This is a genomic window from Calothrix sp. 336/3, from assembly GCF_000734895.2.
In the GTDB taxonomy this organism is placed as follows: domain Bacteria; phylum Cyanobacteriota; class Cyanobacteriia; order Cyanobacteriales; family Nostocaceae; genus 336-3.
Genome location: NZ_CP011382.1, coordinates 1,602,318 through 1,627,994, shown reverse-complemented (window position 1 = coordinate 1,627,994; position 25,677 = coordinate 1,602,318). Strand labels below are relative to the sequence as shown.

General features: G+C 43.0%; 28 protein-coding genes and 1 tRNA gene. 15 read left to right on the top strand and 14 right to left on the bottom strand.

What is annotated here, in order from left to right; all coding sequences use genetic code 11:
• Nucleotides 1-147: 147 nt before the first annotated feature.
• The 3 genes from egtD to egtC form a co-directional block, all read right to left on the bottom strand.
• The gene (egtD, locus tag IJ00_RS06495) at nt 148-1,164 is read right to left on the bottom strand and encodes an L-histidine N(alpha)-methyltransferase (RefSeq protein WP_035151159.1); all 1,017 of its coding nucleotides are present in this window, start codon (nt 1,162-1,164) and stop codon (nt 148-150) included.
• Nucleotides 1,165-1,277: 113 nt separating this feature from the next.
• The gene (locus IJ00_RS06490; RefSeq protein ID WP_035151156.1) at nt 1,278-2,519 is read right to left on the bottom strand and encodes an SUMF1/EgtB/PvdO family nonheme iron enzyme; all 1,242 of its coding nucleotides are present in this window, start codon (nt 2,517-2,519) and stop codon (nt 1,278-1,280) included.
• Nucleotides 2,494-3,282 carry an ergothioneine biosynthesis protein EgtC gene (gene egtC, locus IJ00_RS06485; RefSeq protein WP_035151155.1) on the bottom strand — a complete coding sequence of 263 codons (789 nt, stop codon included), beginning with the start codon at nt 3,280-3,282 and terminating at the stop codon, nt 2,494-2,496. Before egtC ends, IJ00_RS06490 begins: the two co-directional genes overlap by 26 nt.
• Nucleotides 3,283-3,706: 424 nt before the next feature.
• On the opposite strand from egtC, the gene IJ00_RS06480 reads away from it, so the two are divergent.
• The gene (locus IJ00_RS06480) at nt 3,707-4,501 is read left to right on the top strand and encodes a Uma2 family endonuclease (protein ID WP_035151153.1); all 795 of its coding nucleotides are present in this window, start codon (nt 3,707-3,709) and stop codon (nt 4,499-4,501) included.
• A gap of 15 nt (nt 4,502-4,516) precedes the next feature.
• Here the strand turns inward: IJ00_RS06480 and IJ00_RS06475 are convergent, their stop codons facing one another.
• The gene (locus tag IJ00_RS06475; protein WP_035151150.1) at nt 4,517-4,975 is read right to left on the bottom strand and encodes a molybdopterin-binding protein; all 459 of its coding nucleotides are present in this window, start codon (nt 4,973-4,975) and stop codon (nt 4,517-4,519) included.
• Nucleotides 4,976-5,317: 342 nt separating this feature from the next.
• Between IJ00_RS06475 and IJ00_RS06470 the strand changes: the two genes are divergently transcribed.
• Nucleotides 5,318-6,499: an MFS transporter gene (locus tag IJ00_RS06470; RefSeq protein ID WP_035151147.1), complete on the top strand. Its 1,182-nt coding sequence runs from the start codon at nt 5,318-5,320 to the stop codon at nt 6,497-6,499.
• Between the two features lie 298 nt (nt 6,500-6,797).
• On the opposite strand, the gene aqpZ is transcribed toward IJ00_RS06470, so the two are convergent.
• From aqpZ to IJ00_RS06435, 6 genes are all read right to left on the bottom strand, one after another.
• Nucleotides 6,798-7,562, bottom strand: coding sequence for an aquaporin Z (gene aqpZ, locus IJ00_RS06465; protein WP_035151145.1), 765 nt, complete (start codon nt 7,560-7,562; stop codon nt 6,798-6,800).
• Between the two features lie 167 nt (nt 7,563-7,729).
• Nucleotides 7,730-8,914: an aminotransferase class V-fold PLP-dependent enzyme gene (locus tag IJ00_RS06460; protein WP_035151143.1), complete on the bottom strand. Its 1,185-nt coding sequence runs from the start codon at nt 8,912-8,914 to the stop codon at nt 7,730-7,732.
• Between the two features lie 12 nt (nt 8,915-8,926).
• A tRNA-Asn gene (locus IJ00_RS06455) sits at nt 8,927-8,998 on the bottom strand.
• A gap of 221 nt (nt 8,999-9,219) precedes the next feature.
• Nucleotides 9,220-9,771 (bottom strand): NYN domain-containing protein, encoded by a 552-nt coding sequence (locus IJ00_RS06445; RefSeq protein WP_035151139.1) that lies wholly within the window; start codon nt 9,769-9,771, stop codon nt 9,220-9,222.
• A gap of 174 nt (nt 9,772-9,945) precedes the next feature.
• Nucleotides 9,946-10,623 carry an ABC transporter ATP-binding protein gene (locus IJ00_RS06440; RefSeq protein WP_035151137.1) on the bottom strand — a complete coding sequence of 226 codons (678 nt, stop codon included), beginning with the start codon at nt 10,621-10,623 and terminating at the stop codon, nt 9,946-9,948.
• 20 nt (nt 10,624-10,643) lie between these two features.
• On the bottom strand, nt 10,644-10,913 hold the full coding sequence (locus IJ00_RS06435; RefSeq protein WP_035151134.1) for a hypothetical protein: 270 nt from the start codon (nt 10,911-10,913) through the stop codon (nt 10,644-10,646).
• A gap of 376 nt (nt 10,914-11,289) precedes the next feature.
• On the opposite strand from IJ00_RS06435, the gene psbD reads away from it, so the two are divergent.
• The 7 genes from psbD (at nt 11,290) to IJ00_RS28790 (ending at nt 18,352) form a co-directional block, all read left to right on the top strand.
• Entirely contained in the window at nt 11,290-12,345 is a 1,056-nt protein-coding gene (gene psbD, locus IJ00_RS06430; protein WP_035151131.1) for a photosystem II D2 protein (photosystem q(a) protein), read from the top strand.
• A gap of 773 nt (nt 12,346-13,118) precedes the next feature.
• Nucleotides 13,119-13,400, top strand: coding sequence for a 4a-hydroxytetrahydrobiopterin dehydratase (locus tag IJ00_RS06425; RefSeq protein ID WP_035158548.1), 282 nt, complete (start codon nt 13,119-13,121; stop codon nt 13,398-13,400).
• 365 nt (nt 13,401-13,765) lie between these two features.
• Nucleotides 13,766-15,487, top strand: coding sequence for an iron uptake porin (locus IJ00_RS06420; protein WP_035151124.1), 1,722 nt, complete (start codon nt 13,766-13,768; stop codon nt 15,485-15,487).
• A gap of 197 nt (nt 15,488-15,684) precedes the next feature.
• Complete coding sequence (locus IJ00_RS06415) at nt 15,685-16,125, top strand: Rrf2 family transcriptional regulator (RefSeq protein WP_035151120.1); 441 nt, start codon at nt 15,685-15,687, stop codon at nt 16,123-16,125.
• A gap of 28 nt (nt 16,126-16,153) precedes the next feature.
• Nucleotides 16,154-17,119 carry a cysteine synthase A gene (gene cysK / locus IJ00_RS06410; RefSeq protein WP_035151117.1) on the top strand — a complete coding sequence of 322 codons (966 nt, stop codon included), beginning with the start codon at nt 16,154-16,156 and terminating at the stop codon, nt 17,117-17,119.
• 235 nt (nt 17,120-17,354) lie between these two features.
• Nucleotides 17,355-18,026, top strand: a complete 672-nt coding sequence (locus IJ00_RS06405) for a J domain-containing protein (protein WP_035151113.1) — start codon at nt 17,355-17,357, stop codon at nt 18,024-18,026.
• A 179-nt stretch (nt 18,027-18,205) separates the two neighbouring features.
• Nucleotides 18,206-18,352, top strand: a complete 147-nt coding sequence (locus tag IJ00_RS28790) for a hypothetical protein (protein ID WP_168163390.1) — start codon at nt 18,206-18,208, stop codon at nt 18,350-18,352.
• 3 nt (nt 18,353-18,355) lie between these two features.
• On the opposite strand, the gene IJ00_RS28175 is transcribed toward IJ00_RS28790, so the two are convergent.
• Nucleotides 18,356-18,559, bottom strand: coding sequence for a hypothetical protein (locus tag IJ00_RS28175; protein WP_144415995.1), 204 nt, complete (start codon nt 18,557-18,559; stop codon nt 18,356-18,358).
• Nucleotides 18,560-18,652: 93 nt separating this feature from the next.
• On the opposite strand from IJ00_RS28175, the gene IJ00_RS06400 reads away from it, so the two are divergent.
• Nucleotides 18,653-18,943 carry a GIY-YIG nuclease family protein gene (locus tag IJ00_RS06400; protein ID WP_035151111.1) on the top strand — a complete coding sequence of 97 codons (291 nt, stop codon included), beginning with the start codon at nt 18,653-18,655 and terminating at the stop codon, nt 18,941-18,943.
• A complete protein-coding gene (locus tag IJ00_RS28170) occupies nt 18,927-19,112 on the top strand; it encodes a hypothetical protein (RefSeq protein WP_144415994.1) in 186 nt (61 codons plus the stop codon). The genes IJ00_RS06400 and IJ00_RS28170 overlap by 17 nt, the downstream gene beginning before the upstream one ends.
• Before the next feature lie 240 nt (nt 19,113-19,352).
• Here the strand turns inward: IJ00_RS28170 and IJ00_RS06395 are convergent, their stop codons facing one another.
• On the bottom strand, nt 19,353-22,253 hold the full coding sequence (locus IJ00_RS06395; protein WP_238178445.1) for a tetratricopeptide repeat protein: 2,901 nt from the start codon (nt 22,251-22,253) through the stop codon (nt 19,353-19,355).
• 78 nt (nt 22,254-22,331) lie between these two features.
• Nucleotides 22,332-22,901 carry a Uma2 family endonuclease gene (locus IJ00_RS06390; protein WP_035158545.1) on the bottom strand — a complete coding sequence of 190 codons (570 nt, stop codon included), beginning with the start codon at nt 22,899-22,901 and terminating at the stop codon, nt 22,332-22,334.
• 170 nt (nt 22,902-23,071) lie between these two features.
• Between IJ00_RS06390 and IJ00_RS06385 the strand changes: the two genes are divergently transcribed.
• Complete coding sequence (locus IJ00_RS06385) at nt 23,072-23,344, top strand: hypothetical protein (protein ID WP_035151109.1); 273 nt, start codon at nt 23,072-23,074, stop codon at nt 23,342-23,344.
• Complete coding sequence (locus IJ00_RS06380) at nt 23,341-23,712, top strand: clan AA aspartic protease (RefSeq protein ID WP_035151107.1); 372 nt, start codon at nt 23,341-23,343, stop codon at nt 23,710-23,712. The genes IJ00_RS06385 and IJ00_RS06380 overlap by 4 nt, the downstream gene beginning before the upstream one ends.
• A 9-nt stretch (nt 23,713-23,721) precedes the next feature.
• On the opposite strand, the gene IJ00_RS06375 is transcribed toward IJ00_RS06380, so the two are convergent.
• Nucleotides 23,722-24,144, bottom strand: a complete 423-nt coding sequence (locus tag IJ00_RS06375) for a hypothetical protein (RefSeq protein WP_035151105.1) — start codon at nt 24,142-24,144, stop codon at nt 23,722-23,724.
• A gap of 64 nt (nt 24,145-24,208) precedes the next feature.
• On the opposite strand from IJ00_RS06375, the gene IJ00_RS06370 reads away from it, so the two are divergent.
• Nucleotides 24,209-24,916 carry a sirohydrochlorin chelatase gene (locus IJ00_RS06370; protein ID WP_035158542.1) on the top strand — a complete coding sequence of 236 codons (708 nt, stop codon included), beginning with the start codon at nt 24,209-24,211 and terminating at the stop codon, nt 24,914-24,916.
• Nucleotides 24,913-25,677, top strand: a complete 765-nt coding sequence (gene cobA, locus IJ00_RS06365) for a uroporphyrinogen-III C-methyltransferase (protein WP_035151104.1) — start codon at nt 24,913-24,915, stop codon at nt 25,675-25,677. Before IJ00_RS06370 ends, cobA begins: the two co-directional genes overlap by 4 nt.

The following is a 25,677-nucleotide window of genomic DNA, read 5'->3' as shown; positions in this document are numbered from 1 at the left end:
CAAACATTTTTTGAATCGGTATTACTGCGATGATAAATGCTACACCAATCTCAATCCCTCGAAAATAATCTGATAGAAATTAACATCAAGGGGAGACGGGGTATTAAAAAATGGGTTTCTTGTATTGCCAATATTACCTACCCTTGCCTAACTCAGTTGCAATTGACACAATATCAAGCCAAACCATGATTGCTCGTCTGTCCAGACGTGTTGCGGAATCAGCCCTTTGGCTTTGAGTTCTTGCTGAATCTTTTCTAAATTAAACTTACGAGAAATCTCCGTACGGATAGTCTCATCAGTCTCAAAGTTTACTGATAAGTTGAGAGCATCGAAGTGAATAGATTGGGGGCGATCGCTACGTAAATGCATCTCAATTTGCTGCTCGTCTTCGTTATAAAATGCCCAATGGGTGAACTGTGAGACATCAAAGTTGCCACCATACAAGCGATTTACATGGGTGAGCATATTTAGGTTAAATGCAGCTGTCACTCCCTGGCGATCGTTATAAGCAGCATCTAAAATATCTTTGGGTTTCTGCAAATCTACCCCCAATAAAAAATACTCACCTAACTGCAAAGCTGCCGTAATTTGTGATAAAAACTCATCACATTCCTGGGGATTTAAATTGCCGAGAGTACTGCCTAAAAAACAAATCATCCTATTGGCTAAAACTGCATCACCTAACTGTGATAAAGCCATTTCATAGGTTCCCGCCAAAGCTTGTACCCGTAAAGTCGGATAATCAACTAATAATTGTTTCGCACTACTTTCTAATATCCCCGCACTCACATCAATCGGCAGATAATAAAGCGGCAAACCCGCAGCTTGATAAGCATCTAAAATCAGTCGCGTTTTCGTTGAGCTACCACTACCCAACTCCACAATCTCACAAACACCCGTCACCTGGGCAATTTCTCCAGCATATTTTTCTAGAATTGCCGTCTCTGTACGTGTCACATAATACTCAGGCAACTCACAAATCTGCTCAAACAACTGGGAACCCCAATCATCATAAAAATAACGTGGGGGTAAGGTTTTTGGTGTTTGTGTCAAACCTTGAACCACATCAGCACCATAACTTTCAGTCTGAAATCGAGTATCTTTGAGTAAATGCCGCACCTGTAAACGCTGGGAAATACTACTCAGTTCTTTTGATACAGTCATAGGATTTTGGTTTAGGTAATGGGAATAGGTAATGGGGAATGGGTAATGAGTAATAGCTTACCTGCCCTCAAGGGATTTCTGATTTTGAAGATACCTATGTTGACTATTAGAAATCAACTCATGACACAGCGAAAACCAGCAAAAAGCTGTCTAGTCGTAGGATGATACCAGTTACGAAAGCTACATCGCATTGTCCAGGGACGAGTCACCCAACTTCCCCCCTTTAATACTCGGTGTTGCTTGTCAAAATATACTTGGGAATAACCAATGTAGGGATAAAATTCAAAACCTTCGTAGCCATCAAACCAGCTTCCTGTCCACTCCCAAACGTTACCGAGGGTATCATAAATACCATAGCTACTTTGCCCCTCAGGATAGTAATTCACGGGAGTCGTTCCCCCCAGATGATTGTGATGGTTGCAATATCTGTGACTTGGTGTGTCATCTCCCCAAGGATAAATTCTACTTATACCCTGGTTCCTATCCCAACTAGAGGCTTTTTCCCATTCTGCTTCCGTTGGTAGCCTTTTACCCACAAAATTGGCGTAAGCTTCAGCTTCATACCAGCTAACACCACATACCGGATGAGCATCCATAGTTGCATCATCATCCCAGTACAAAGGCTGATTTACCTGCTCGTGTTTTAACCAATACCATCCAAAGTCTGACCATAACCGCGAATCTGCGTAGCCTCCTCCTTGGATAAATTGGCGATATTGACCGCGAGTCACCGGATATTTATCAATATAGTAAGTGTCTAGATATACTTTGTGCTGGGGTCGCTCATTGTCTAAAGCATCTGGAGAATTACTCCCCATCTCAAATTCACCTGCCGGAATTTTCACCATTTCGGTGAATTCTTGACTGTCAACTGTTGACTGCGGATGGTGAACTTTTGACTGTTGAGCCTTGATTAAAGCTAAGACAAAACTAGCAGTTTCACAGTGTTGACTCTCGTGTTGAAGTAAAAAACGCCACAAACGCTCCTGGGATTCTATCTCAGTCACCTCTAAATAGGTAAGAACTTTGCTACGGATAGTATGGAGATAATGTAGTGTTTCTTCAAGGGAAGGTAATTTGACTCGCTGGGATTTTGGTAAACCATCCGCAGCGTATAATTGGCGATATTCGGGAAAAGGACAGGGTAAACCCGCACTACGTTCCAGTATCCACAAAGACTCCGTATAGGCGATGTGTCCCAAATGCCAGCCCACAGGACTAAAATCAGGATGTATCTGTTGGCAAAAAGTCTCTGCATCCATACCCGCAAAGAGCGCGATCGCGGACTCTCGACAATCTTGAAAATCTCGAAAAATCCTCTGTTTTAACCTAGACTTGCTCAATTCTAAAATCACTGTCTTCTCCCACACTGATAATGCTGTTTTCTGGGAAGGATTGCCAATCCCCTGGAAATAAAGGTTCGGAAGCAATAATTATCGATTCCGGGAAATTACCACCATTTTGTAGCCAATAAAGGGAGGGTGCAGGGGATTTGGTTCCATACCTTGCCGCAACTAAACGATGTCCATCACTGATGACAACATTGACATAGGCATAGGTTTGATATGCTGCTGCCATCTCTGTCAAGGTGAGCAGAGTTGTGTGCAAAGCTTTCTCTAGAGTCATCTCTGGTTGTTTTTGCCAAAGGGCTAGTAACAAAGCAAAGATATGCTCCGAGTCAGTGCTACCACGAACAAACTGGTAGATTTCATCACTTAATTGCTCTCTAATTGGTCGATACAAGGTTTGGCGAAATTTATCAATCCTGCCATTATGAATAAACAGCAAACGCTGATATTGAAATGGTTGACTATTACTTAAATCTAATGCTTGTCCTGGGGTAGCACTACGTACATAGCCAACTAAGCACTGAGATTCGATATAACGGCTCAGATGTGGTAAGTTATCATCATTCCAAATTGGTAGGGTACTTCTGTAAATAAAGGGTTCTGTATCTTTAGTGGTATGGTACCAACCAACACCAAATCCATCCGCATTCACAACTCCAGAAAGCATTTCCTGAGGTTGGTAACTTTGAACAACAAGAGAGTGTTCTGGTTGATACAAAAGTGGTTGCAGAAGAATCGGTGAACCAAGATATGCAAGTAAACGACACATGAGTCAGGCAATTTTGGATTTGGAATGGAGATTGGGGATTTAGATTAATTGCAGAGAAAAATCCTGCGGTTGTACCATCTAGAAATTAATGGTTAGGAAAATCAAAGCAATCAAAAAAATCAGCTCATAAAAATTATTAACTGAACCTGCATTTAACCAACTTTGAGGGTTTAAGTCCCCGTCACAAAAAGTAATTACGTTAGCGTTAGCTCTCCCGCAGGGAGCATTACGAATTATTTTAATAGGGTTTTAGGGGATATTTTCCAGATTAAGCTTTCTCACTGAGAATTTCCTGAATGTTTGATGAATTCCTGCTATTTTCTCACTGTGATTTGGCTTTATCATCCTGACTAGGTAGGATGCAAACATTTTTAAAATATCATCCAAGGGATACAATAAAAACAGGTTAAAAAAGGCAGTGTCTATGGTCGTCCAGGTCGGTGAAGCTAAAGCATCAACAGAACTGGTGATAACTTGGGAAGCGTTGCCCGATGATTTCCAATTAGAGAACGATCCAGTGGATAATATAGGTCAGCCACTTTTGGCTGGAGCTTTGAGTGAAAGCCTTGAAATCAGTGGTTTCATTCAACCCCAAATGTTAATTGCCTCAAATTTTGGTCTTTGCGCTACCCTCAATGGTAAATTTGTTGTCAAAGCACCAGATTGGCTTTATATTCCCTCGGTTTTAGAAGTTTTAGCCGACCGTAAAAGTTATACACCCAATTTGGAAGGGGATGTACCTGCGGTGGTGATGGAATTTCTCTCAGATACCGATGGTGCAGAATATTCTTCTCGTAGAGCTTTCCCACCAGGAAAATGGTTTTTTTATGAGCAAGTTTTGCAGGTTCCGATTTATGTAATTTTTAATTCCGATGGTGGTTTAGTTGAATTCCATCAATTAGAAAATGGTCGTTATGAGTTGCAACAACCCGACGAAAATGGTCGTAATTGGATTGACAACCTGGGGCTATTTTTGGGAACCTGGCAAGGAACCAAAGAAGGTCGAACAGGTTATTGGTTACGATGGTGGGATGAAGGGGGTAATTTGTTACCTTGGAGTGTGGAGCTTGTAGAGCAAGAACGTCAGCGTGCGGAGCAGGAACGTCAACGTGCAGAGCAAGAAAGTCAACGTGCAGAGCAGGAACGTCAGCAGAAAGAACGGTTAATCACTTATTTACGCTCCCAAGGGATTGATCCAGATAATTTACCCCTGACTTGATGCAATATCCACAGGTTAATCCTTGGCAATCACAATATCATTGGATTTGATGACTGCGTAAGCATCTGTTCCTTCTTCAATTCCCAATTCTTCCGCAGAAGTTGTGGTGATAATCGAAGTCAACTCCACCTCATGAACAACCTTTAATGTCACCTGACTATTCACTTCTCCACGGATGACTTTAGTTACGACTCCCTTGAGTATATTTCTGGAGCTAACTTTGAGGAATTTTTTCGGGGTTTCTGTAGGGGTGGTAGGGGGAGTATCGTGATTTTTATGACGTCGCTTACTCTGGGTTGTTTGGGGCGATCGCTCCATGCTCCGTCCTCCATCAGCATTGTCACTCAAGCCGCGTACAAGTTCTCGCAAAATTTCCGTCTTTGTCCGTTGCGAGAGCTGAGATAATTCCTCTAGAAGTTGTCTTTCTTCTTCTGAGGCTTGAAAAGTAATCCATCCTTGTTCTTTTCTAGGCATAATGTTACCAATTTACTTGGTAAGTTGAGGTGGTATTATTTATAAAGATGTTTCACCGTGACAAATCAGTGAAAACTTTCGTTTCATTATTTCTCAAAATCACAGAGCAATATTTGCGTCTTTCATGTTTTCCTCTGTCTTCGCGCTCTTGTGAACTTCCCAGTTCAATCAAATACACTCCTCAATTCAATAGCTTAACTTGAAACATTCTGTTCATCGATGACTGCTACAGAACTTTCCCATTCTCCCATATTTTCCCTTTCACTCTGTTGTGATTCTGCATTTTTCCACAACAAACAAATGCTTGAATAGGAAAGCAAACTATCAAAAATCATTCACAGAATGGGACAAAAATCTACTGCCTTCAGGTTTATTATTTTACTCGGATTTGTCAGCCTTTGCGCCGATGCTACCTATGAAGGAGCGCGAAGTATCACCGGAGCTTACCTGGAAACCCTGGGTGCAAGCGGTACTCTCGTTGGTTTAATCGCTGGTTTTGGCGAATTAGTCGGCTACGGTTTACGCTTAGGAGTTGGTTATTTAAGTGACAGAAGCCGTCAGTATTGGACTATCACCACCCTGGGCTATTTTTTGAATACTGCCGTTGTTCCCCTACTTGCTCTTGCCGACAGATGGGAAATTGCTGCGGGTTTAATGATTGCGGAACGTACTGGTAAAGCAATTCGTACCCCACCCCGTGATGCATTACTTTCCCATGGTGCAAGTCAAGTGGGTAGAGGTTTGGGTTTTGGGTTACACGAAGCAATGGATCAGACTGGTGCAGTTGCTGGTCCTTTAGCAGTGGCAGCAGTACTATATTGGCAGGGAGGATATCACAATGGTTTTCTGGTGCTGATTGTACCAGCTATCCTCGGTTTAATCATGCTATTGATTTTGCCTCTGATATACCCCAACCCCCAAGACTTCGAGGAGGAGGAAATTGCCTCACAAGAGGAGGGTTTACCCCCTGTGTTTTGGATTTATCTGGGTGCTGTCGCCGTGGTAGCTGCTGGTTATGCAGATTTTCCCTTGGTTGCCTATCACTTACAAAAACAAGCTCTGGCTTCTGGCTTGACAATTCCCGTTATATATGCGTTGGCAATGGGTGTGGATGCAGTGGCAGCGTTGATTTTTGGTTATCTGTTTGATAGAAAAGGGATTTTTATTCTGATAGTTGCAGTATTAATTTCCTGTGGTTTTGCTCCGTTGACTTTTTCCCACCAGACAAATCTGGCAATTTTGGGTATGATTCTCTGGGGTGTGGGTATGGGTGCCCAAGAATCAATTCTCAAAGCGGCGATCGCTGGCATTGTTCCCAAAAATCAACGCGCTTCTGCCTATGGTATTTTCAGTGCAGGTTACGGTTTAGCTTGGTTTTTAGGTAGTACTCTCATGGGTATTTTATATGATTGGTCAATCACCCTATTAATCATTTTTTCTGTAGTTAGCCAGTTATTGGCAGTTCCTTTTTTATTGTGGGTGAAATTTCAGACGCACCAAGTTCCCAAATCCACCAATATTTAGTTACTAAGGTTTTGTCTTAACAGCATAAATAGCTCCCTCGGAATCAGACGAATTATTAACAATTATAAAATAATCAGAAGTGATGATATCCACCACTCCTGATATTTAATACCAATTTGAAAAAAACAATACGACACATAGAAAAAACCCCTCCCCATAGACGCGGAGCTGCTTCTCGCAGAGTACCCTCCCCGATTTCGGGGAGGGTGCCCGATAGGGCGGGTGGGGTATCTGTCGTAAACATTTTTTTAATCGGTATAAGTCTAAAAAAAGACTGTTATTGATTATTGTCCTGATACTATGCAACTTCAGAATACTGTCTTTCAGGTCTAGGTACTTCAAACACTTGGGAGTATGTTACACCTGCTAACCAAGCTCCTAAAATTGGTGCAACCCAGAATAACCATAGTTGTTGAATTGCCCAACCCCCAACAAATAATGCTGGTCCCAAGCTACGTGCTGGGTTGACGGAGGTGTTAGTTACGGGGATACTAATTAAGTGAATTAATGTTAAGCACAAGCCAATGGCAATAGGTGCAAACCCTGCGGGTGCGCGGCGATCAGTTGCTCCTAAAATTACCATCAAAAAGATAAAAGTCAGAACAACTTCTGCTACAAAACAAGCAACTAGTGAATATCCACCCGGTGAATGTTCTGCGTAACCATTGGCAGCAAAACCACTAGCTACAACATCAAAACCAGCTTTACCACTGGCGATAATATAGAGGATTCCCGCAGCTAAAATTGCTCCAAAGACTTGGGAACCAATATACACTAATAGTTCGGAAGCGGGGAATCGTTTCCCAGCCCAAAGACCGATAGAAACTGCTGGGTTAAGATGACAACCAGAAATATGACCAATTGCATATGCCATGGTTAAAACTGTTAAACCAAAGGCAAGAGAAACACCTGCTAAACCGATACCTAAAGGAAATTTTGTAGCTTCAGCAATTTTGGCTCCGTCTGCGGTGAATGCTGCCGCCAATACAGCACTTCCACAGCCACCAAAAACTAGCCAGAAAGTTCCTATGAACTCGGCAATACAACGTTTTGCTAATGGCATTTTATTTACTCTTAAAACCAAATCAATTAGTCGATGGACAAATACTACCAGATAGAATTAATTACTACTCATTAATTCCAAATTTCTTTACTAAATGATTAAAGAATCTAAGGAATATAGGCTCAAAATCCAGAGATAATACTGTTGAGCAACTGGTTTGAATCGGTTCACAATTTTTGCAGTGTCTCAGCTAAGTACTCATACTCCTGCAATTGATTGTATATCTGGGCAGAAATTCTGATTAATAATTTTGCTGGTGTTTGCCAAGGAACAACCTGCACCTGAATCCCAAATTTATCAAATAACTCATCGTGCAGAGAGAGGTAATCCCAATGCTCAAACCTTCTAGGTAAGGGGATTGATGCCATAGAACCAATCATCTCCTCTGGGGAGGGTGGGGAGATATCTAATGTCTCACAGAGGATTTTTCTTGCTTGTAAAGCCAATTGGTGGTTGTGTGTTCTTAACTCTTGCCAACCATTGGGTAATAATGATCCCAGGAACGCGATCGCCACGGGAATGCACATATAAGCGGTGGGATCATCCGTTCCCATCCAGTCAAACTCTAGCTGAAAACGGGATTTATCGGTACGGGGAGAATTTGCCCCATGGCTAATAGTTAAAGGGCGAATTTTGGCTTGTTGCTGTCGTTGTACATACAAAAAAGCTGCCCCTTTAGGCGCACACAACCACTTGTGACAATTACCAGTGTAGTAATCAGCACCAATCTTTCCTAAGTTAAGGGGAATCATTCCCGGAGCATGGGCACCATCTACTAATACCTCAATTCCCCGTCCTTGCAGCTGTGCGATTAATTGCTCCACAGGCATAATTAACCCTGTCTGACTAGTCACATGATCAATCAGCAACAAGCGGGTTTTTGCTGTCACCTTCTCTAAAACCGCTTCTAAAGCCTCCTGAGGCGATTCTAGGGGGAAAGGGATATCAGCAATCACTATCCTGGCTCCACTGCGGTTAGCGACGAAATTTAGGGCATTTCGGCAAGCATTATATTCGTGATTCGTTGTTAATAGTTCATCCTCTGGCTGAAAGGTTAGGGAGCGTAAGACGCAGTTCACCCCCGTGGTGGCATTGGGGACAAACACCACATCCTCAACATCCGCTCCCGCGAATTCCCCTAACTGGCTTCTGGCATTATCTATCAGGGGTTCCCATTCCCGACCAAAAAATCGTAACGGTTCCCTTTCTAGTTGCGATCGCCACCTATCCTGTGCTGCCAACACCGCTTGAGGGCAAGCACCAAAAGAGCCATGATTTAAAAAAGTCACCTGTGGGTCGAGTAACCAAAAATCCCTCAGTGGCGTTTGCAAATCTAATCTTTCCCAAATCATAAAATTATTTAACTCCCCAGGCAGGATTCGAACCTGCGACCAATCGGTTAACAGCCGACCGCTCTACCACTGAGCTACTGAGGAACACGATCACTAATGATAGGGTAAGTTTCAGAAAAGCGCAAGTACTTTGCGAAAAATTTTTTGAGATTTTTTTGAGATGGGGGATTTTTGGCAAAAACCATAGGAATTCTCACCCCAGCAAGCAGCCCCAAAACCTTGCCACGGCTGAATCATTCCACGTTCGTTCTATGACTGTGGAAATTGGTGAAAAATAAATGGAAATGAGCAGGGATAAACTTTGGTTATCCCAATCCCATACGCAATTCAGCTAAACGCTGTCTTGCCTTTGCATCTATTGAGTTAGCTAAAAATCTGCTCTTAGAATGTTTCTTCTGTTGAGACTTTTGGTAGGTGTGGCAAACTGTTGCCTTGACTGCGTGGCAAAACTGCTGTGCTGATATCCATTCCGCACCATACCCATGCACCATCAGCTGCTGTGCCCTGTCAGATGTAGCGACAATCACACGAGAAACCAGAGACGCAGCTATTTGATGACGCAGAGATGCACAGGCTTTCTCAATGTAAGTATCTGCTGTTTGTCCGAAATCTGTGTAATAAACTGATAAAAGCTCTGTGATAACTTCGCTATTGCTGCAAGTATTCTGATAATGAGCGTCAAATACAATCTGGGTGTTGTAGCCATGAAAAGCACTATAGCTCGTCATCGCTTCGATTAAGTCACACCGTGCTGCCTCTAATCCCGCACTGTCACGAGTTTTTTTTAGGCAAGACCAAGCGCCAATTATATTGTAGCCGTCTACCAAAAGAACGGCTTGGGGTAGGGAGGGAGACATGGTTTCTGATCACAAATTTTCTAGAGTTAACAAAATCATTCATAACTCTTATAGTAGTCCAAGCAATCTCTGTAACACTGTGTTACAAAAACAAAAAATGCTAGAGCTTCACAAACAAGCCCTAGCTGGAAAATAGGCAAAGGGAAATGGGAAACCCCTCCACACCCTTTCTTGTTAGCTTTGTTCTTGATGCAATTCCATCAGACGTTGTTTTAAACGTTGGGCTTCTCCCTTGTCTACCAGTAAACCTTTTTCTAACAAGAAAGCGCCATCACAATAATTGAGTTCGTCTAGGCGATGAGTCACCCACAAAGCTGTGATTCCACGACTTTTGACGAGACGGCGAACTCCTTCAACTAATTCTAGTTGGCTGTCTGGATCTAGCAGGGCTGTGGGTTCATCTAACAGCAAAACTTCACAACGTCTAGCTAAAGCACCAGCGATCGCCACACGTTGTTTTTGCCCACCACTCAACGCATAAATTGGGCGACGGAGCAAAGATAGCAAGTTGACTGCTGATAGGGCTTCTTCTACCCTAGCTCTCACCTGTTTTGGTGGTAATTTTTCTTCCACCAACCCAAAAGCCACGTCAGCGCCAACAGTGGGCATTACCAGTTGGTGATCGGGATTTTGAAACACAAAACCTACAGGTTGCAAAACCCGAATTTCCCCCGAAGAGGGTGTTAATAATCCTGCCAGCAACCTCAGCAAGGTAGATTTGCCACTACCGTTTGTCCCCAAAAGCATCCAAAATTCCCCTTGGGGTACTTCTAGAGAGCAGGTTTTGATTACCTGATCCCCCGATTGCCAACTGAAGTCTAAATTTTTTACCTCAATGCCCACTTCTGCCATCTATCGCTACCGCCAGTATTTTATTCTTGTGCTAGGGCAAAGAAACCAGGTTGCTTCCCACCGATTGTTGTACCCTCTTTCTGAGTTACTTGTACCCCAGAAATTTCACTGGCGCGCACTGCAACTTTTTTCTCAGTCTTCCCTTCACATTTGAGTTCAACAATCTCAGGATTCCCTGAGCGCATCGCTGCCAAAATTAACTGATAAACAGCTTCTGCATCTTCTACTGTTTTTCGTTGTACTGATACGGGAAATGCCGTGTTTTTGACCGTCAAGTCGATGGTGAACATTTATCTTCTAATCTAGATATTTAGCTTTCGGTCTCATTTTAGCGTCCGCAAGGTGGGTAATAGGGAATTGCAAAAGGGGAAAGGGTAATGACTCTCCCGGCTCTATGGGTATTTTTAAGAATAAATGAATAGAAATATTAAATTTAATTAAGAGTTGTATTCCTTACCCAGACTAGAAAGTGGACTCTCGGACTCTATTTAGATGAAAAATCACCTAGAAAAATAAGTAATTTACACTTAATATGATTAGAAGAAGTAAAAAATTGTGAACTAGATTGACAATCCACTTCACTATCTGCCTATAGGGGGCTACATCCTAGCTACCTACATAGACAGGTAAAATACTTGTACTTATAAATTTCGGAGATTCTCTCTCATGACCATCGCAGTAGGACGCGCCCCCAGTAGAGGGTGGTTTGACGTACTAGACGACTGGCTCAAGCGCGATCGCTTCGTCTTCGTCGGCTGGTCAGGTATCCTGTTATTCCCCTGTGCTTTCCTAGCAATCGGGGGCTGGATGACTGGCACCACCTTCGTGAGTTCGTGGTACACCCATGGACTAGCATCCAGCTACCTGGAAGGATGTAACTTCCTGACAGTAGCAGTATCCACACCAGCAGACAGTTTAGGACATTCCCTATTGTTACTCTGGGGACCAGAGGCTCAAGGAGACTTTACTCGCTGGTTCCAATTAGGAGGACTTTGGCCCTTCGTAGCTCTCCACGGAGCTTTCGCACTTATCGGGTTCATGCTGCGTCAGTTTGAAATTTCCCGTTTAGTCGGTATCCGTCCCTACAACGCCATCGCCTTCTCTGCACCCATTGCGGTTTTCGTCAGCGTATTTTTGATGTACCCCTTGGGACAATCAAGCTGGTTCTTTGCACCCAGCTTAGGAGTAGCGGGAATTTTCCGTTTCATCCTGTTCGTACAAGGATTCCACAACTTCACCCTCAACCCCTTCCACATGATGGGAGTAGCTGGTGTACTAGGTGGAGCGCTATTATGTGCGATTCACGGTGCAACAGTCGAAAACACCCTGTTTGAAGACGGTGAAGCATCCAACACCTTCCGAGCTTTCAACCCCACCCAAGCAGAAGAAACCTACTCCATGGTGACTGCAAACCGTTTCTGGTCTCAGATATTCGGGATTGCTTTCTCCAACAAGCGTTGGTTACACTTCTTCATGCTATTTGTCCCTGTGACCGGATTGTGGATGGCAGCCATTGGTATCGTTGGTTTGGCATTAAACCTGCGAGCTTATGACTTCGTTTCCCAAGAATTACGGGCAGCAGAAGACCCTGAGTTTGAAACTTTCTATACCAAAAACATTTTGCTGAACGAGGGTATCCGCGCTTGGATGGCTCCTCAAGATCAGCCTCACGAGAAATTTGTATTCCCTGAAGAAGTTCTACCTCGCGGTAACGCATTGTAAGGAAAAATTCAGGAAACAAGAAGCGAGAAATATACCTTTGACTTCTGACACTAACTTAGTCACAGCCGCCTCTGGGCGGTTTTCTGTTTTTTTAAATAAACCTGGTTTCCACATTCCCAAAATCTTGTGCTATGTTTGTATACAGGTAATAACCCAAAAGCTTTAATGAGCTTTTGCCTTTTGAGACTAAGCCCGCTTAGGCAACAAGGAGGTGATGCCCATGATAGAAAGTAGTATAACCATGGGTCATCAGGTTGCAGAATATCGGCTGTGTGCCGGGGCTGTTCTCTAGAAATCTAGTTCTAGTCTTGTTAAGAGATTTAGATACCTAGCAGTTCTAGACTAGTCTTGAGTCCCTTCCGGCAGTCTGATTGCAATCTGAAGACCCGCTAGACCGCTCTTACCTAGACCCCCAGTCTAAAGTAAGAGCGGATAGTTTTTTGGGGGTTGTCTTGACTATAATCTGACATTTTCAACTGCTTGCAAAAATCAGGAGAAAGTCACAGGTGAAGGGGATGCTCATAGTTTTCGCTGCTTTACCATCACAAGAAGAAATTTCTGATTTTGCTAAGAAGTTCAGAGTTCGGAACTCAATACCCCTATCTTTACGTCTGAGATAGAAGCATGATGCTAATGGGAGGAGGAACTCAGGCAAGATAGGGAGAGAAGCAATTACCGAATCAAGGAACTAGAATCAAAAACTAGATTCCTGGAGATTAGGAAATTTTGGTTATTTTGGATTGTGTCTATTTCACTGACAGGGTTATATGGCTATGGCACAACGATTGACAGAAGTGGAAATTCAGGCAAAAGCTCAGGAGCTTTCTGGCTGGCAGGTTGAAGGTTCTCAGTTGAGGTTAACTCGCAAGTTTAGCGATTTCATCCAAGCGATGGAGTTTGTCAACAAGCTAGTTGTCCCTGCGGAGACTGCTGGACATCATCCAGATATTGAAATTTCCTACAACAAGGTCAATATTACGTTGACAACCCATGATGCCGGTGGTTTGACACAGAAAGACTTTGATTTAGCAATAGTCATCTCTGAAATTAGTTAATCTGGATGGCGATCGCCTAGGGCAAATAGTCCCAGGGAGTTTTCCGGAAAAGCCAGCTATCAGCTTGATGACTAATGGTAAGAGTATGGTCTAGGGTCAAAATACCCCCCAGTAAATACTTCTATCCCAAAAGTTGCCAGATGAGTTCAATCTTTTATAATGGTAGAATATCAAAATGTAGTTTTTGGATAAGTTAATCACATAGTTTTTTCTTAAAAATAGACTGTTTCTTAGCTTGACAAAAACTAGAATTGATTAAGAGCAAAATTTACCTCTGTTCAGCAAGATTCAAAATCAAGTCTCTTTTTTGAGAGTCGTTGCAGCAAACAAAGTAATTTACGCAAGGTGTGAGGAGAATAGGAACGATGTCTAACCTTTTATGGAAATCCCTGGTGGCAAGTCCAGCAGTTTTAGGAGCAACTTTGCTGGTTTCAGCAAGCGCGATCGCAGCTCCTGCTAGCCCAACCTCGGATATCGTCGCTAAAGAAGCAGATGCTTCTAATCAAGTAATTCAAACTTCTTCCGTTGAAGTTCCCCAACAGCCAGAAGTCCTGGCACAAGCTCAACCAGAAGTTAACGTTTTAGATCAAGTTAACCGCTACAGCAACGAAGGCAAGAACAACAACCTGTCCCAAGTGACATCGGTTTCTCAGTTCTCCGACGTACAACCCACAGACTGGGCATTCCAAGCCCTACAGTCCTTGGTAGAACGTTACGGTTGTATCGCTGGTTATCCTAACGGCACCTATCGCGGTCAACGAGCAATGACTCGTTACGAATTCGCCGCAGGTTTAAACGCTTGTTTGGATCGAGTTAACGAATTAATCGCCACAGCAACTGCTGACCTGGTTAAAAAAGAAGACCTGGCAACATTGCAACGCTTACAAGAAGAGTTCGCTGCTGAATTGGCAACCCTCCGTGGTCGTGTAGACGCTTTAGAAGCACGTACAGCTGAATTGGAAGCTAACCAATTCTCCACCACCACCAAATTAGTTGGGGAAGCAATTTTCGCAGTTAGTGATGTCTTTGGCGACAACGCTGGCACCGATAACAACACCGTCTTCCAAAATCGTGTGCGCTTAGACCTACAAACCAGCTTCACTGGTAAGGATGTACTGCACACCCGTTTAGCTTCCGGTAACGCTAACCGCTTCAATGTTGGAACTCCAGGTAGCGCCGAAGGTTTACAAACCTTTAATGTCGGTGGTGAAACTAACAATGATGTCTTTGTAGACTGGTTAGCTTACTACGTTCCCGTCGGTCCTGCTAACTTGTACATCGCAGCAACTGGTGGTATTCACAGCGACTACGCATCAACCGTTAACCCCTACTTTGAAGATTTTGATGGTGGTAACGGCGCTCTGTCTACCTTCGCTTCTAGAAACCCCATCTTCAATATCGGTGGTGGTGCCGGTGCAGCCTTAACCTTCAATTTTGGTAAAGGTGGAGTCATCAAACCCAGTTCCTTCACCGTTGGTTACTTAGCTTCAGAAGCTAATAGCCCAACTGCGGGTCAAGGTTTGTTTGAGGGTAACTACGCTGCTTTAGGTCAATTAAACTTCAACCTCGGCGATAAACTGGCTTTAGCTGCAACCTACGTTGGTGGTTACCATGGTACTGGTAGCCAACTGTTTGATGGAGGTAATCGCACCCTGTCGATAGTTGGTACTAGCCAAGCAAACGCCATCGACGCAGCTGCTAACAGTAACTCCTATGGTTTATCTGCCGCTTTCCGTCCTAGCGACAAGATTTCTATCAGTGGTTTCGTTTCTTACCACGATGTTACCCAAAGAGGTAGTGGTAACGACTTTGAAGCTTGGAGCTATGGTTTAGGTGTAGCCTTCCCTGACCTAGGTAAAAAAGGTAACGTTCTCGGTATCTTCGCAGGTGCTGAACCCTACTCTTTAAACCGCAGCGCAGTTGTAAGAGATGGTGATGTTCCTTACCACATCGAAGGTTTCTACAAGTACAGAGTTAACGACAATATTTCCGTTACCCCTGGTGTAATTTGGTTAACCTCTCCTGGTCAAAACAGCAGCAACGATGATGCGGTAATTGGTACCCTGAGAACAACCTTCACCTTCTAAAGTTCAACTAGTTTGTAAATTAAACTTTTGAATGAAAGTCCCGTCCTAGAGGCGGGATTTTTTGTTTTACTTATGGGAAAATAACAAACCCCAGTGGAGAACCGGAGTATACTAGAAGGGTGAAAGGAAAAAAATCAGAAATAATTTTTTGTGTCTTTGACCTTTTGCTTTTACCTTTTACCTTTACTTAGCTGCTTGTGGAACTATCGTGTAAATCAGAATATGCAATTCTTGCCCTCTTAGAGTTGGCAATTCATTATGAAAGCGGAGAACCACTACAAATCCGCCAGATTGCAGCCCAGCAAAATATACCAGACCGCTACTTAGAGCAATTACTGGCAACCATGAGACGTGGTGGTTTAGTCAAAAGTCAACGTGGTTCAAAAGGTGGCTATTTACTGTCACGGGAGCCATGGAAAATTACGATTTTCGAGGTTTTAGGTTGTGTGGAAGGATTAGATAAGGTTAAAACCTCTGAGGATGACAGCAAACCGAAAACTGTAGATAGTGCTGTAGTGGAAGAAGTCTGGTTAGAAGCGCGACAAGCGGCGAATGGAGTGTTGCAAAAATATACACTCGCAGACCTCCGTGAAAAACGCAATTCTCGGCGGCAATTAGATATTATGTACTACATTTAGTCTCTGACGTAACAACAAAGGATAAATTATGCATATTGCTAGTAACATTACAGAACTTATTGGTCGTACTCCCTTGGTGCAGTTAAATCGGATACCGCAAGCTGAGGGATGTGTTGCACAGATTGTTGTGAAGTTAGAGAGTATGAACCCCGCAGCATCAGTGAAAGACCGGATAGGGGTGAGTATGATTTTAGCAGCTGAGGCTGAGGGTTTAATTCAACCGGGGAAGACGGTATTGATTGAGCCGACTTCGGGAAATACGGGTATTGCTTTAGCGATGGTTGCTGCCGCTAAGGGTTATCGATTGATTTTGACGATGCCAGAAACCATGAGTGCAGAACGTCGGTCGATGTTGCGGGCGTACGGGGCAGAGTTAGAATTGACACCTGGTATTGAGGGAATGAGTGGGGCGATTCGGCGGGCGCAAGACCTTGTGGATACTACACCCCACGCCTATATGTTGCAGCAATTTCGTAACCCTGCTAATCCGAAAATTCACCGAGAAACCACGGCTGAAGAAATTTGGCAGGATACGGACGGCAAGGTAGATATGATTGTTGCAGGGGTCGGTACCGGGGGGACAATTACGGGTGTGGCAGAGGTAATTAAGGCACGTAAACCAGAATTTCAGGCGATCGCCGTGGAGCCAGTCAATAGCCCTGTATTATCTGGTGGTAGACCTGGACCCCATAAAATTCAAGGAATTGGGGCAGGATTTATTCCCCAGGTTCTGAGTGTGAAATTGATTGACGAGGTAATTACGGTTACTGACGATGAGGCGATCGCCTACGGTAGACGTTTGGCAAGGGAGGAAGGTTTACTTTCTGGAATTTCTAGCGGAGCTGCCTTGTGTGCAGCTGTTCGTGTTGCTCAACGCCCCGAAAACGCTGGTAAATTAATTGTGATGATTCAGCCCAGCTTTGGTGAAAGGTATCTCAGTACCCCATTATTTCAAGAGTTAGAACCACGAACTACAGCAAATGTGAATCAGTAGACTCTTTGTAGAAGTCATGGTGTTGGGAAAAGGGTGTTGATATTCAAAGCATCCCTATTTTGCCAAAATACAGTAGTGGGAGCATCTTGCTCCCTGATTTGAGAACCCAGGCTAGAAGCCCACACTACAAAAAAACAATTTACACATTCGAGATGCTCCCATTGATATTCGGTAATTTTGGGAATTTTTCGTTTGACCTATTATCAAGTTCGAGGGTTAATAGTAAATTAAAGTAATGACAGAAGCGAATCATTACCACACACTCAAGGTCAATCAGAATGCCAGTCAAGCGGAGATTAAACAAGCATATCGCCGCTTGGCAAAGATGTTTCACCCTGACAGTAGCCAGGAAACTGACAATCATGAAGAAATTATCCGAATTAATGCAGCTTATGAAGTTTTAGGCGATATTCAAAATCGACAAAGTTACGATCGCCAACTGCAACTGCGCTCCCAATCATCCCAAACAGTCACCGTTCAACAGACACCACACAAAAGACGACAAACAGGCAAGGATGTGGATGAGCTGGTAGAAGAGTGGTTACGTTTGGTATATCAACCCGTAAATCGTATCATCAAACGGATTCTCAGTTCTTTAAAAGCACAGATTAACAAACTTGCAGCCGATCCCTTCGACGATGATTTACTCGCAGCATTTCAGGAATATTTAGATGATTGTCGAAGTGAATTTAAGCAAGCACAAACTAAATTTCGTTCCTTACCAAATCCCCCCAGTTTAGCCAGAACTGCCGCCCATATTTATTATTGTTTAAATCAAATTAATGATGGTTTAGATGAATTGCAATATTTTGCTTTGAACTACGATGATAGTTATTTACACGCTGGACAGGAAATGTTTCGCATTGCCAAGCAGTTGCACCGAGAAGCACAGGAATCTGTGAATTAGGGAATGGGTAATGAGTAGTGAGTAATGAGTAACTGGCATAGCTCGTCAAAAGTTTTATAATATACTCTTGATATTTTGTTAGTTTATCTACTCTACAATTGTCTCTTCTACTGGATTGTAAACAATTAATTGTACCTAATACTGTTTTATCGCAGTTTTAGTAAATTTAAGCTGAAAAAATGTTTTGTACGTATCGAATGGAATCGCAATATCTCTCATCACTAACGAGTTCATGCGATCGCCATCTATTTCAAAACCACAAAATCCTAACCGTCATTGCGAGAAAGGGTGCGATCGCCATCTATTCCAAAACCACAAAACCCTAACTGTCATTGCGATAGAGGGTGCGATCGCCATCTATTCCAAAACCACAAAACCCTAGCCGTCATTGCGAGAAAGGGTGCGATCGCGCTATTTCCCAAAACAATAAACACCAAACTGTCATTGCGAGCGTAACGAAGTGTAGCGCGGCAATCCCAATATCTCTCACTACCTACCAACGATTCTATGTGATCGCGTTGTCTTTCCTCCACCCTTCGGGAACCTTTTCGAGGGACGCAATGATAGAGATTGGGAATGCGATCGCTATAATCAATAAATATAGTGTGGTGTATTAGAGACTTTAAATGGATGAACAATCCTACGTATATCTACTAACAAATAAATATAATAATGTCATTTATACAGGTGTCACGAGCGACTTAATCAAAAGAGTTTACGAACATAAAGAAAAATTAATTGCAGGTTTTACAAAAAAGTACAACGTTAATAAATTGGTTTATTATGAAATTTTTATCGACATAAATAGTGCGATCGCCAGAGAAAAACAAATCAAAGCTGGTTCCAGACAGAAGAAAATCGATTTAATTAACAGTATAAATCCAGCATGGCGTGATTTATATGATGATTTGCTATGACGCGATCGCATTCCCCAACAAACCTACTAAAAGCTCCCTCTATCATTGCGAAGTAAGGAAGCAATCTCAACATCTTAAACACAAACTAGTCAACGCGATTGCTTCGTCGTTCCTCCTCGCAATGACACAAAACGCGATCGCCATCCATTCCAAAACCACAAAATCCTAACCGTCATTGCGATAGAGGGTGCGATCGCCATCTATTCCAAAACCACAAAACCCTAACCGTCATTGCGAGAAAGGGTGCGATCGCGCTATTTCCCAAAACAATAAATACTAAACCGTCATTGCGAGTGTAGCGAAGCGAAACGCGGCAATCTCAAAATCTCTCACTACCAACGAGTCTATGAGATTGCTTCGTCGTTCCTCCACCCTTCGGGAACCTCTTCGAGGAACGCAATGACGGAAACTAAGAATTATCCCCATTCTTTCTCATCTGTGCGCGTAAATATTCCAGGTTTTCTCGAATAGTCACTGTATTGGGGTGATTGGTACCCAAAACGCGATCGCATAACTCCAAAGCTTGGATGTACAGAGGTTCCGCAGCTTCGTACCTTCCCTGGGATTTGTAGAGTCCTGCTAAATTGTTCAAACTGGTTGCAACGTGGGGATGATTTTCTCCCAGTAGTTGTTTTCTTAACTCCAAAGCTTGGATGTACAGAGGTTCCGCAGCTTCGTACCTTCCCTGGGAATAGTAGAGTAAAGCTAAATTGTTCAAACTCATTGCAACGTCGGGATGATTTTCTCCCAGTAGTTGTTTGTATAACTCCAAAGCTTGGATGTACAGAGGTTCCGCAGCTTCGTACCTTCCCTGGGATTCGTAGAGTGCAGCTAAATTGTTCAAACTCATTGCAACGTGGGGATGATTTTCTCCCAGTAGTTGTTTTCTTAACTCCAAAGCTTGGATGTACAGAGGTTCCGCAGCTTCGTACCTTCCCTGGGATTTGTAGAGTAAAGCTAAATTGTTCAAACTCATTGCAACGTGGGGATGATTTTCTCCCAGTAGTTGTTTGTTTAACTCCAAAGCTTGGATGTACAGAGGTTCCGCAGCTTCGTACCTTCCCTGGGATTCGTAGAGTGCAGCTAAATTGTTCAAACTGCTTGCAACGTGGGGATGATTTTCTCCCAGTAGTTGTTTTCTTAACTCCAAAGCTTGGATGTACAGAGGTTCCGCAGCTTCGTACCTTCCCTGGGAATAGTAGAGTAAAGCTAAATTGTTCAAACTCATTGCAACGTGGGGATGATTTTCTCCCAGTAGTTGTTTGTTTAACTCCAAAGCTTGGATGTACAGAGGTTCCGCAGCTTCGTACCTTCCCTGGGATTCGTAGAGTGCAGCTAAATTGTTCAAACTCATTGCAACGTGGGGATGATTTTCTCCCAGTAGTTGTTTGTATAACTCCAAAGCTTGGATGTACAGAGGTTCCGCAGCTTCGTACCTTCCCTGGGAATAGTAGAGTGCAGCTAAATTGTTGAAGCTGGTTGCAACGTCGGGATGATTTTCTCCCAAGCGGGATTTGACTGCTGATACACATTGCTGATACCAAGGTTCTGCTAATGTATATAAACCCTGTCCATTGTAAAATCTAGCTAAACCAACAAAAGCCCAAATTAAGTTTTCATCGCTGACTGCATCGAGCAAGTTTTCGGTAATTTCTGTTAAATGGGTAATGGCTTTTTTAACTGAATTAATAAATTCTAAGGTTGGGGAATCAGGAATTATTTGAGCAATTTCCATAAAAGTATTAGTAAATGCTTGCTTGATTTCGTTTATTTCCCCATCTGCTGTTAATTTTACTTTTAAAAACTCGCGAATTAAGGGATGTATTTTATAGCTATATTCTCCATCATCCTCTAAACACTGCACTAAATGACGTTGGTAAAGTTGCTCAATTGCTGTCTCCACATCCGACTCATCCCAGTTGAGGGTTTTTGCTGTCGATTCTACCCATTCCCACACAAAAATATCTGCTGCAAATAGACTTAATAATCCTGCAAGTTTTTGGGTTTCTGGACTCAATTCCACCCAACTTAACTCAAATGCAGCTAAAACCCCCCGTTGTGCGGTACTCAATCCCTTTTGTTGTGGATTAATCGCTTCCTGCTCCAGTCGTTGCTGTTGCAACAATTCCAGCATTTTCTTTAACGTAAAATGGGGTGGTTTCTTCTGGATATACCGTCCCACTAATTCGATTCCTAACGGTAAATATCCCAACCATTTACATAATTCTTTCGCTGTGGATAACTCATTGTCATTGCGATCAATATTCGCTTTTTCTCCGTCATTGCGACGTAAGGAAGCAATCTCACCATCTTTCACTTCCAACGAGTTATTGGGATTGCTACCCTTCGGGAACGCTTTCAGCGAACGTCGTTCCTCTTCCCAATGACGGGATAGTTTATTTGCTCGCTTTTCCCCCAGGATATTAATTAACAGTTGTAATCCTTCCTCCGGTGACAACACATCGAGAGAAATTTCCTCCACATTCGTGTCGATATCTCGCAACCTCGTCGTCATCAAAATCCGGAAACGATGATTTGGAGGAATTAACTCCGCAAACCCTTGCAAATTCGTCACGTCATCTAATACAACCAACACCAAACCCTCTGGAGGTTGCCAATTTTGCCAGCACCAAGCTACCTGTTGAATCAGCGTCAGTGGATTTCCGTGAAAATCCTGCTGGGGAACTTCTAAACCCATTTTTAGCTGGACAAATTGAATAATTTCCGCAGCTATATTTGCATCTCTGACATTTAACCAACAAATTCCACCGGGATAATCATCTGTATGTTCCCTGGCATATTTTATCGCCAATTCTGTTTTCCCCACACCACCCATTCCCGACACCGCAGAAATGGCTACCGTGTTATTTTCTTGGTGTAATTTTTCGTGAATTAATTCTAGTTCCTCACCACGTCCGACGAAATTCTTAGTCCCAGAATAGGGAATATAATTAACCACAGTTTTAGCTTTTTCAGTGGAATTAAAGATAAAAGTATTACCTTTGATTTCATTTTTTCCACCTTTAATATTTATCCCATGCCAATTTTCCGACATATGAGTCGTTTGCAATTCTTCAACCAGCGCAGCAATTATCCTCCGAATCGCTTCCGCATCCGCACCTTGGTAAATCTTGTCACCAATGTGAATATCCTTACCTTCCCCAATATTAACGTTATACTTACCAATCTGTAGCGAACCGGGGCTAGAACTAGCACTAATTGCCTGACGCAAAACCTCCACATCCCTGTCGCTGTGCTGCTGACGGAGAATGCGCTCGATGATGGCAAGTAAATCCTCAGAGTCAGGCATCGCTAAAACTGCTCCTCAGTAATTACACTGTAATTTTAGGATACTTCAGCCTGATGATTATCAATTCCGGAAAACTATTTATTCTGCTTCAAATGCTACACCTTCGTACAGTAATGCAATTTCCATCTCAAATTCGATGCTGGGTAGGGTAATTATATCTCCCTCAATATAGGGATAATAAAGCCACATTTTCCCTTCTCCCCGACAGAAACGTTCTACGGAAATTTGTTCCGAATCTATTAATAAATATTCTTGTAAAGAAGGCATTTTCTGATAATTGGTAAATTTTTCTCCCCTATCTCTGCTTGCTGTACTAGGAGAAAGAACTTCGGCAATTATTGTCGGATTTTGGATAAATTTGCGAGCATTCTGGTCTTGAGGGTCGCAACTGACGATAACATCAGGATAATAGTATGGGCTTTTGGGAGTAACTTGCACCTTCACATCCGACACATTCACCCGACAACCCCTAGCACGCAAATGTGGATATAAGGTTCTGTAAAAATTTAGGGCAATATCATTGTGGGGAATAGTACCACCTGTCATGGCAAAAACTTCGCCGTTGTCGTATTCGTAACGCAGTTCTTGTTGAGGTTCCCATAGGAGATATTCCTCAATGGTCATTTTTTGTTCGGGGATAGCTACCATAGCAAGATTTTTCCAGTTTGTTTTGATTTTAGCGAATCTGTCACAATCTGCATTCGGACTGTATCCTTTTATTTCCGCATTTGCAAAACAGGGTAAAAGCATCACCTGCGTTTATAATATCAATATGGTAAGTATGAAAAAATAGTAGTTCAAAAGCTGGTTTAAATATTATGGAAGCTCTGTTTTGGACTGTAGAAGAAGTTGCCCAAAAAGCCAGACAATTTTACGAAAATGGGATTCGCCAACAGGTTGAAAAGGGCGATAATATCGGCAAGTTGATTGTGATTGATGCCGAAACTGGTGAATATGGAATCGATAAAAACGGTATCGAATCGGGATTAATGTTAAAGAAAAAAAATCCCAACGCCAGATTATTTACCATGCGAATTGGTTACGATGTTGCATTTAGTTTTGGTGCTTCGATGGAGCGAATCGTCGAATGATTAACGGCAGAATAATCGATGCTAGAGCAACAGTTCCAGTGGTTTTTCGTTTACCCGAACAACCAGATTTCTCATTAAATTTTGTTGTCGATACTGCATTCAACGGCTACCTTACTTTACCAATTCAAGCAGTCAGTGCGATGAATCTTCCTTTGCATTCCAGCGCACCTATAAAACTAGCTGACGGTAGTGAATCCCTGACAGCCATACATTCAGCGACTGTTGTTTGGGATGGTATAGAAAAAACAGTTATTGTCTTAGCTTCCGGTTATAAGCCTTTACTGGGGGTTGCAATGATGGAAGGTTATCATCTGGAGATAGATTTTGCTGAAAACGGTTTAGTTTTGTTGGAAAAAATGACAAGTTAGATATTTCATTTATTTTCCAAAATTAAAGGTATTATTGTTAATTGTATTTGTTCCACCTTTAATATTTATCCCTTGCCAATTTTCGTTAATAATTGTTGGCTTTTGGGCTTGGATTTTCTGGGCTAATTGATTGAAAGCATCGGCTAATTTTGTATTTTGACTAGCTTTTGTTTCCACTTCTTCCCCTAATATTTCCAAAGCTTGTTTTAATTCCGGTTCCTGTTGGGCGGTATTTTCTATCATCTCCACTAACACCGCTTCGCCAATATCTTCCCTGTCTCCCGTCGGTAGAGTCAATTGTTTGGCTTTGTCGGGTGATATTTCCATGAGCTTCTCAAAAGCTGCATCGTAAGCTTTACCGATACCCCAATCAATCAATTTGTTACCGCAAAATAAAATTAATGCGATCGCCCCAGTGGTTAAAGGTTCCATTAACTACTTTTCCTGTGTGATTTCCTGTAATATTAGGGGCTGTGATCAGAAATTAAAAGTTCCCTTGAAAGCCTATCTCCTAGTTTCCCACGGAAGTCGAGACCCGCGCCCCGGTGTTGCCATGGAACAGCTGGTAAATTTGTTAACTCAGCGAGTATCTAATCATGGTGTGGTGGGTGCGGCAGCTTTAGAATTACAGCCACAGCCGTTACATGAGAAAATACGTATATTTACTGAAAAAGCTCGGCATCTCGGTTGTGACCAAATCCAACTTGTGCCGATATTTCTCTTGCCCGGTGTACACGTCATGGAAGATATTCCCGCAGAGGTGGCTAAGGCGGAGAGCTTGCTTGGAGAAAAACAAGTTATAAAAATTACCCCCTATCTGGGTTCCCATCCCCGATTATCGGAGTTACTTCAAACACAGGTTAGCAGTCATCCCTCAGTCGGAAAAATCCTCCTCACCCATGGTAGTCGTCGTCCCCAGGGCAATTTACCTGTAGAAACCATGGCAGCAAAATTGGGAGCGATCGCCGCTTATTGGTCTGTTTCTCCTAGTCTGGAATCCCAAGTTACCCAGCTAGTTGCATCTGGTTGTCAAGAAGTGGCAATTATCACCTATTTTCTCTTCCCTGGTGGTATAACTGACGCGATCGCCAGCCAACAAGAAGCGCTAAAATTACAATTTCCCGAAGTGCGTTTTCATCTGACTGCACCTTTGGGAGCTAGTCCAGAGTTAGCTGATTTAATTGGGGATTTAACTCATACATGAACGGTCAGGAAGGGGAAAATTGTTTAGGAAAGGTCTATTTAGTGGGTGCGGGACCTGGGGATCCAGGGTTGATGACGCTACGGGGAAAAGGATTACTCGAATGTGCTGATGTTGTAGTTTATGATGCTTTAGTATCCCCGCAAATACTCGCAATGATTAATCCCTTGGCAGAGCAGATAGATGCCGGAAAACGCCGAGGTCGCCATTCTTTGATACAGTCAGAAACAACCGCTCTCTTGATTGAAAAGGCACAGTCACACGCCATTGTTGTCAGACTTAAGGGCGGAGACCCCTTTGTATTTGGGCGCGGTGGTGAGGAAATGGAGGAATTAGTCGCAGCAGGTGTGCCCGTGGAGGTTGTGCCCGGTATTACTTCGGGAATTGCGGCTCCTGCCTATGCAGGTATCCCCTTAACCCATCGCCTCTATAGTTCGTCGGTAACATTTGTGACTGGGCATGAGTCCGCAGGTAAGTATCGTCCCGCAGTCAATTGGCAGGCGATCGCCCACGGTTCTGAGACAATTGTGATTTACATGGGAGTTCACAATTTGACCTATATTGTGGAAGAATTAACCCAAGCCGGATTAGCCGGAGATACGCCCATTGCCCTGGTGAGATGGGGAACTAGACCGGAACAGTCAGAATTAATTGGTAAGTTGGAGACAATTGTTGCAGATGTGGAAGCTACCGGATTTGAAGCTCCGGCGATCGTTGTGATTGGGAATGTGGTGGAGCTGCGGCAGAAGATGGGCAAGGGATAA

Excerpts from the sequence above, each read along its gene's own strand:
- egtD (WP_035151159.1), bottom strand. The coding sequence starts at position 1,164 with ATGACTGTATCAAAAGAACTGAGTAGTATTTCCCAGCGTTTACAGGTG.
- egtC (WP_035151155.1), bottom strand. The coding sequence starts at position 3,282 with ATGTGTCGTTTACTTGCATATCTTGGTTCACCGATTCTTCTGCAACCA.
- IJ00_RS06480 (WP_035151153.1), top strand. The coding sequence starts at position 3,707 with ATGGTCGTCCAGGTCGGTGAAGCTAAAGCATCAACAGAACTGGTGATA.
- IJ00_RS06475 (WP_035151150.1), bottom strand. The coding sequence starts at position 4,975 with ATGCCTAGAAAAGAACAAGGATGGATTACTTTTCAAGCCTCAGAAGAA.
- IJ00_RS06470 (WP_035151147.1), top strand. The coding sequence starts at position 5,318 with ATGGGACAAAAATCTACTGCCTTCAGGTTTATTATTTTACTCGGATTT.
- aqpZ (WP_035151145.1), bottom strand. The coding sequence starts at position 7,562 with ATGCCATTAGCAAAACGTTGTATTGCCGAGTTCATAGGAACTTTCTGG.
- IJ00_RS06460 (WP_035151143.1), bottom strand. The coding sequence starts at position 8,914 with ATGATTTGGGAAAGATTAGATTTGCAAACGCCACTGAGGGATTTTTGG.
- IJ00_RS06445 (WP_035151139.1), bottom strand. The coding sequence starts at position 9,771 with ATGTCTCCCTCCCTACCCCAAGCCGTTCTTTTGGTAGACGGCTACAAT.
- IJ00_RS06440 (WP_035151137.1), bottom strand. The coding sequence starts at position 10,623 with ATGGCAGAAGTGGGCATTGAGGTAAAAAATTTAGACTTCAGTTGGCAA.
- IJ00_RS06435 (WP_035151134.1), bottom strand. The coding sequence starts at position 10,913 with ATGTTCACCATCGACTTGACGGTCAAAAACACGGCATTTCCCGTATCA.
- psbD (WP_035151131.1), top strand. The coding sequence starts at position 11,290 with ATGACCATCGCAGTAGGACGCGCCCCCAGTAGAGGGTGGTTTGACGTA.
- IJ00_RS06425 (WP_035158548.1), top strand. The coding sequence starts at position 13,119 with ATGGCACAACGATTGACAGAAGTGGAAATTCAGGCAAAAGCTCAGGAG.
- IJ00_RS06420 (WP_035151124.1), top strand. The coding sequence starts at position 13,766 with ATGTCTAACCTTTTATGGAAATCCCTGGTGGCAAGTCCAGCAGTTTTA.
- cysK (WP_035151117.1), top strand. The coding sequence starts at position 16,154 with ATGCATATTGCTAGTAACATTACAGAACTTATTGGTCGTACTCCCTTG.
- IJ00_RS06405 (WP_035151113.1), top strand. The coding sequence starts at position 17,355 with ATGACAGAAGCGAATCATTACCACACACTCAAGGTCAATCAGAATGCC.
- IJ00_RS28790 (WP_168163390.1), top strand. The coding sequence starts at position 18,206 with ATGTTTTGTACGTATCGAATGGAATCGCAATATCTCTCATCACTAACG.
- IJ00_RS06400 (WP_035151111.1), top strand. The coding sequence starts at position 18,653 with ATGGATGAACAATCCTACGTATATCTACTAACAAATAAATATAATAAT.
- IJ00_RS28170 (WP_144415994.1), top strand. The coding sequence starts at position 18,927 with ATGATGATTTGCTATGACGCGATCGCATTCCCCAACAAACCTACTAAA.
- IJ00_RS06395 (WP_238178445.1), bottom strand. The coding sequence starts at position 22,253 with ATGCCTGACTCTGAGGATTTACTTGCCATCATCGAGCGCATTCTCCGT.
- IJ00_RS06390 (WP_035158545.1), bottom strand. The coding sequence starts at position 22,901 with ATGGTAGCTATCCCCGAACAAAAAATGACCATTGAGGAATATCTCCTA.
- IJ00_RS06385 (WP_035151109.1), top strand. The coding sequence starts at position 23,072 with ATGGAAGCTCTGTTTTGGACTGTAGAAGAAGTTGCCCAAAAAGCCAGA.
- IJ00_RS06380 (WP_035151107.1), top strand. The coding sequence starts at position 23,341 with ATGATTAACGGCAGAATAATCGATGCTAGAGCAACAGTTCCAGTGGTT.
- IJ00_RS06375 (WP_035151105.1), bottom strand. The coding sequence starts at position 24,144 with ATGGAACCTTTAACCACTGGGGCGATCGCATTAATTTTATTTTGCGGT.
- cobA (WP_035151104.1), top strand. The coding sequence starts at position 24,913 with ATGAACGGTCAGGAAGGGGAAAATTGTTTAGGAAAGGTCTATTTAGTG.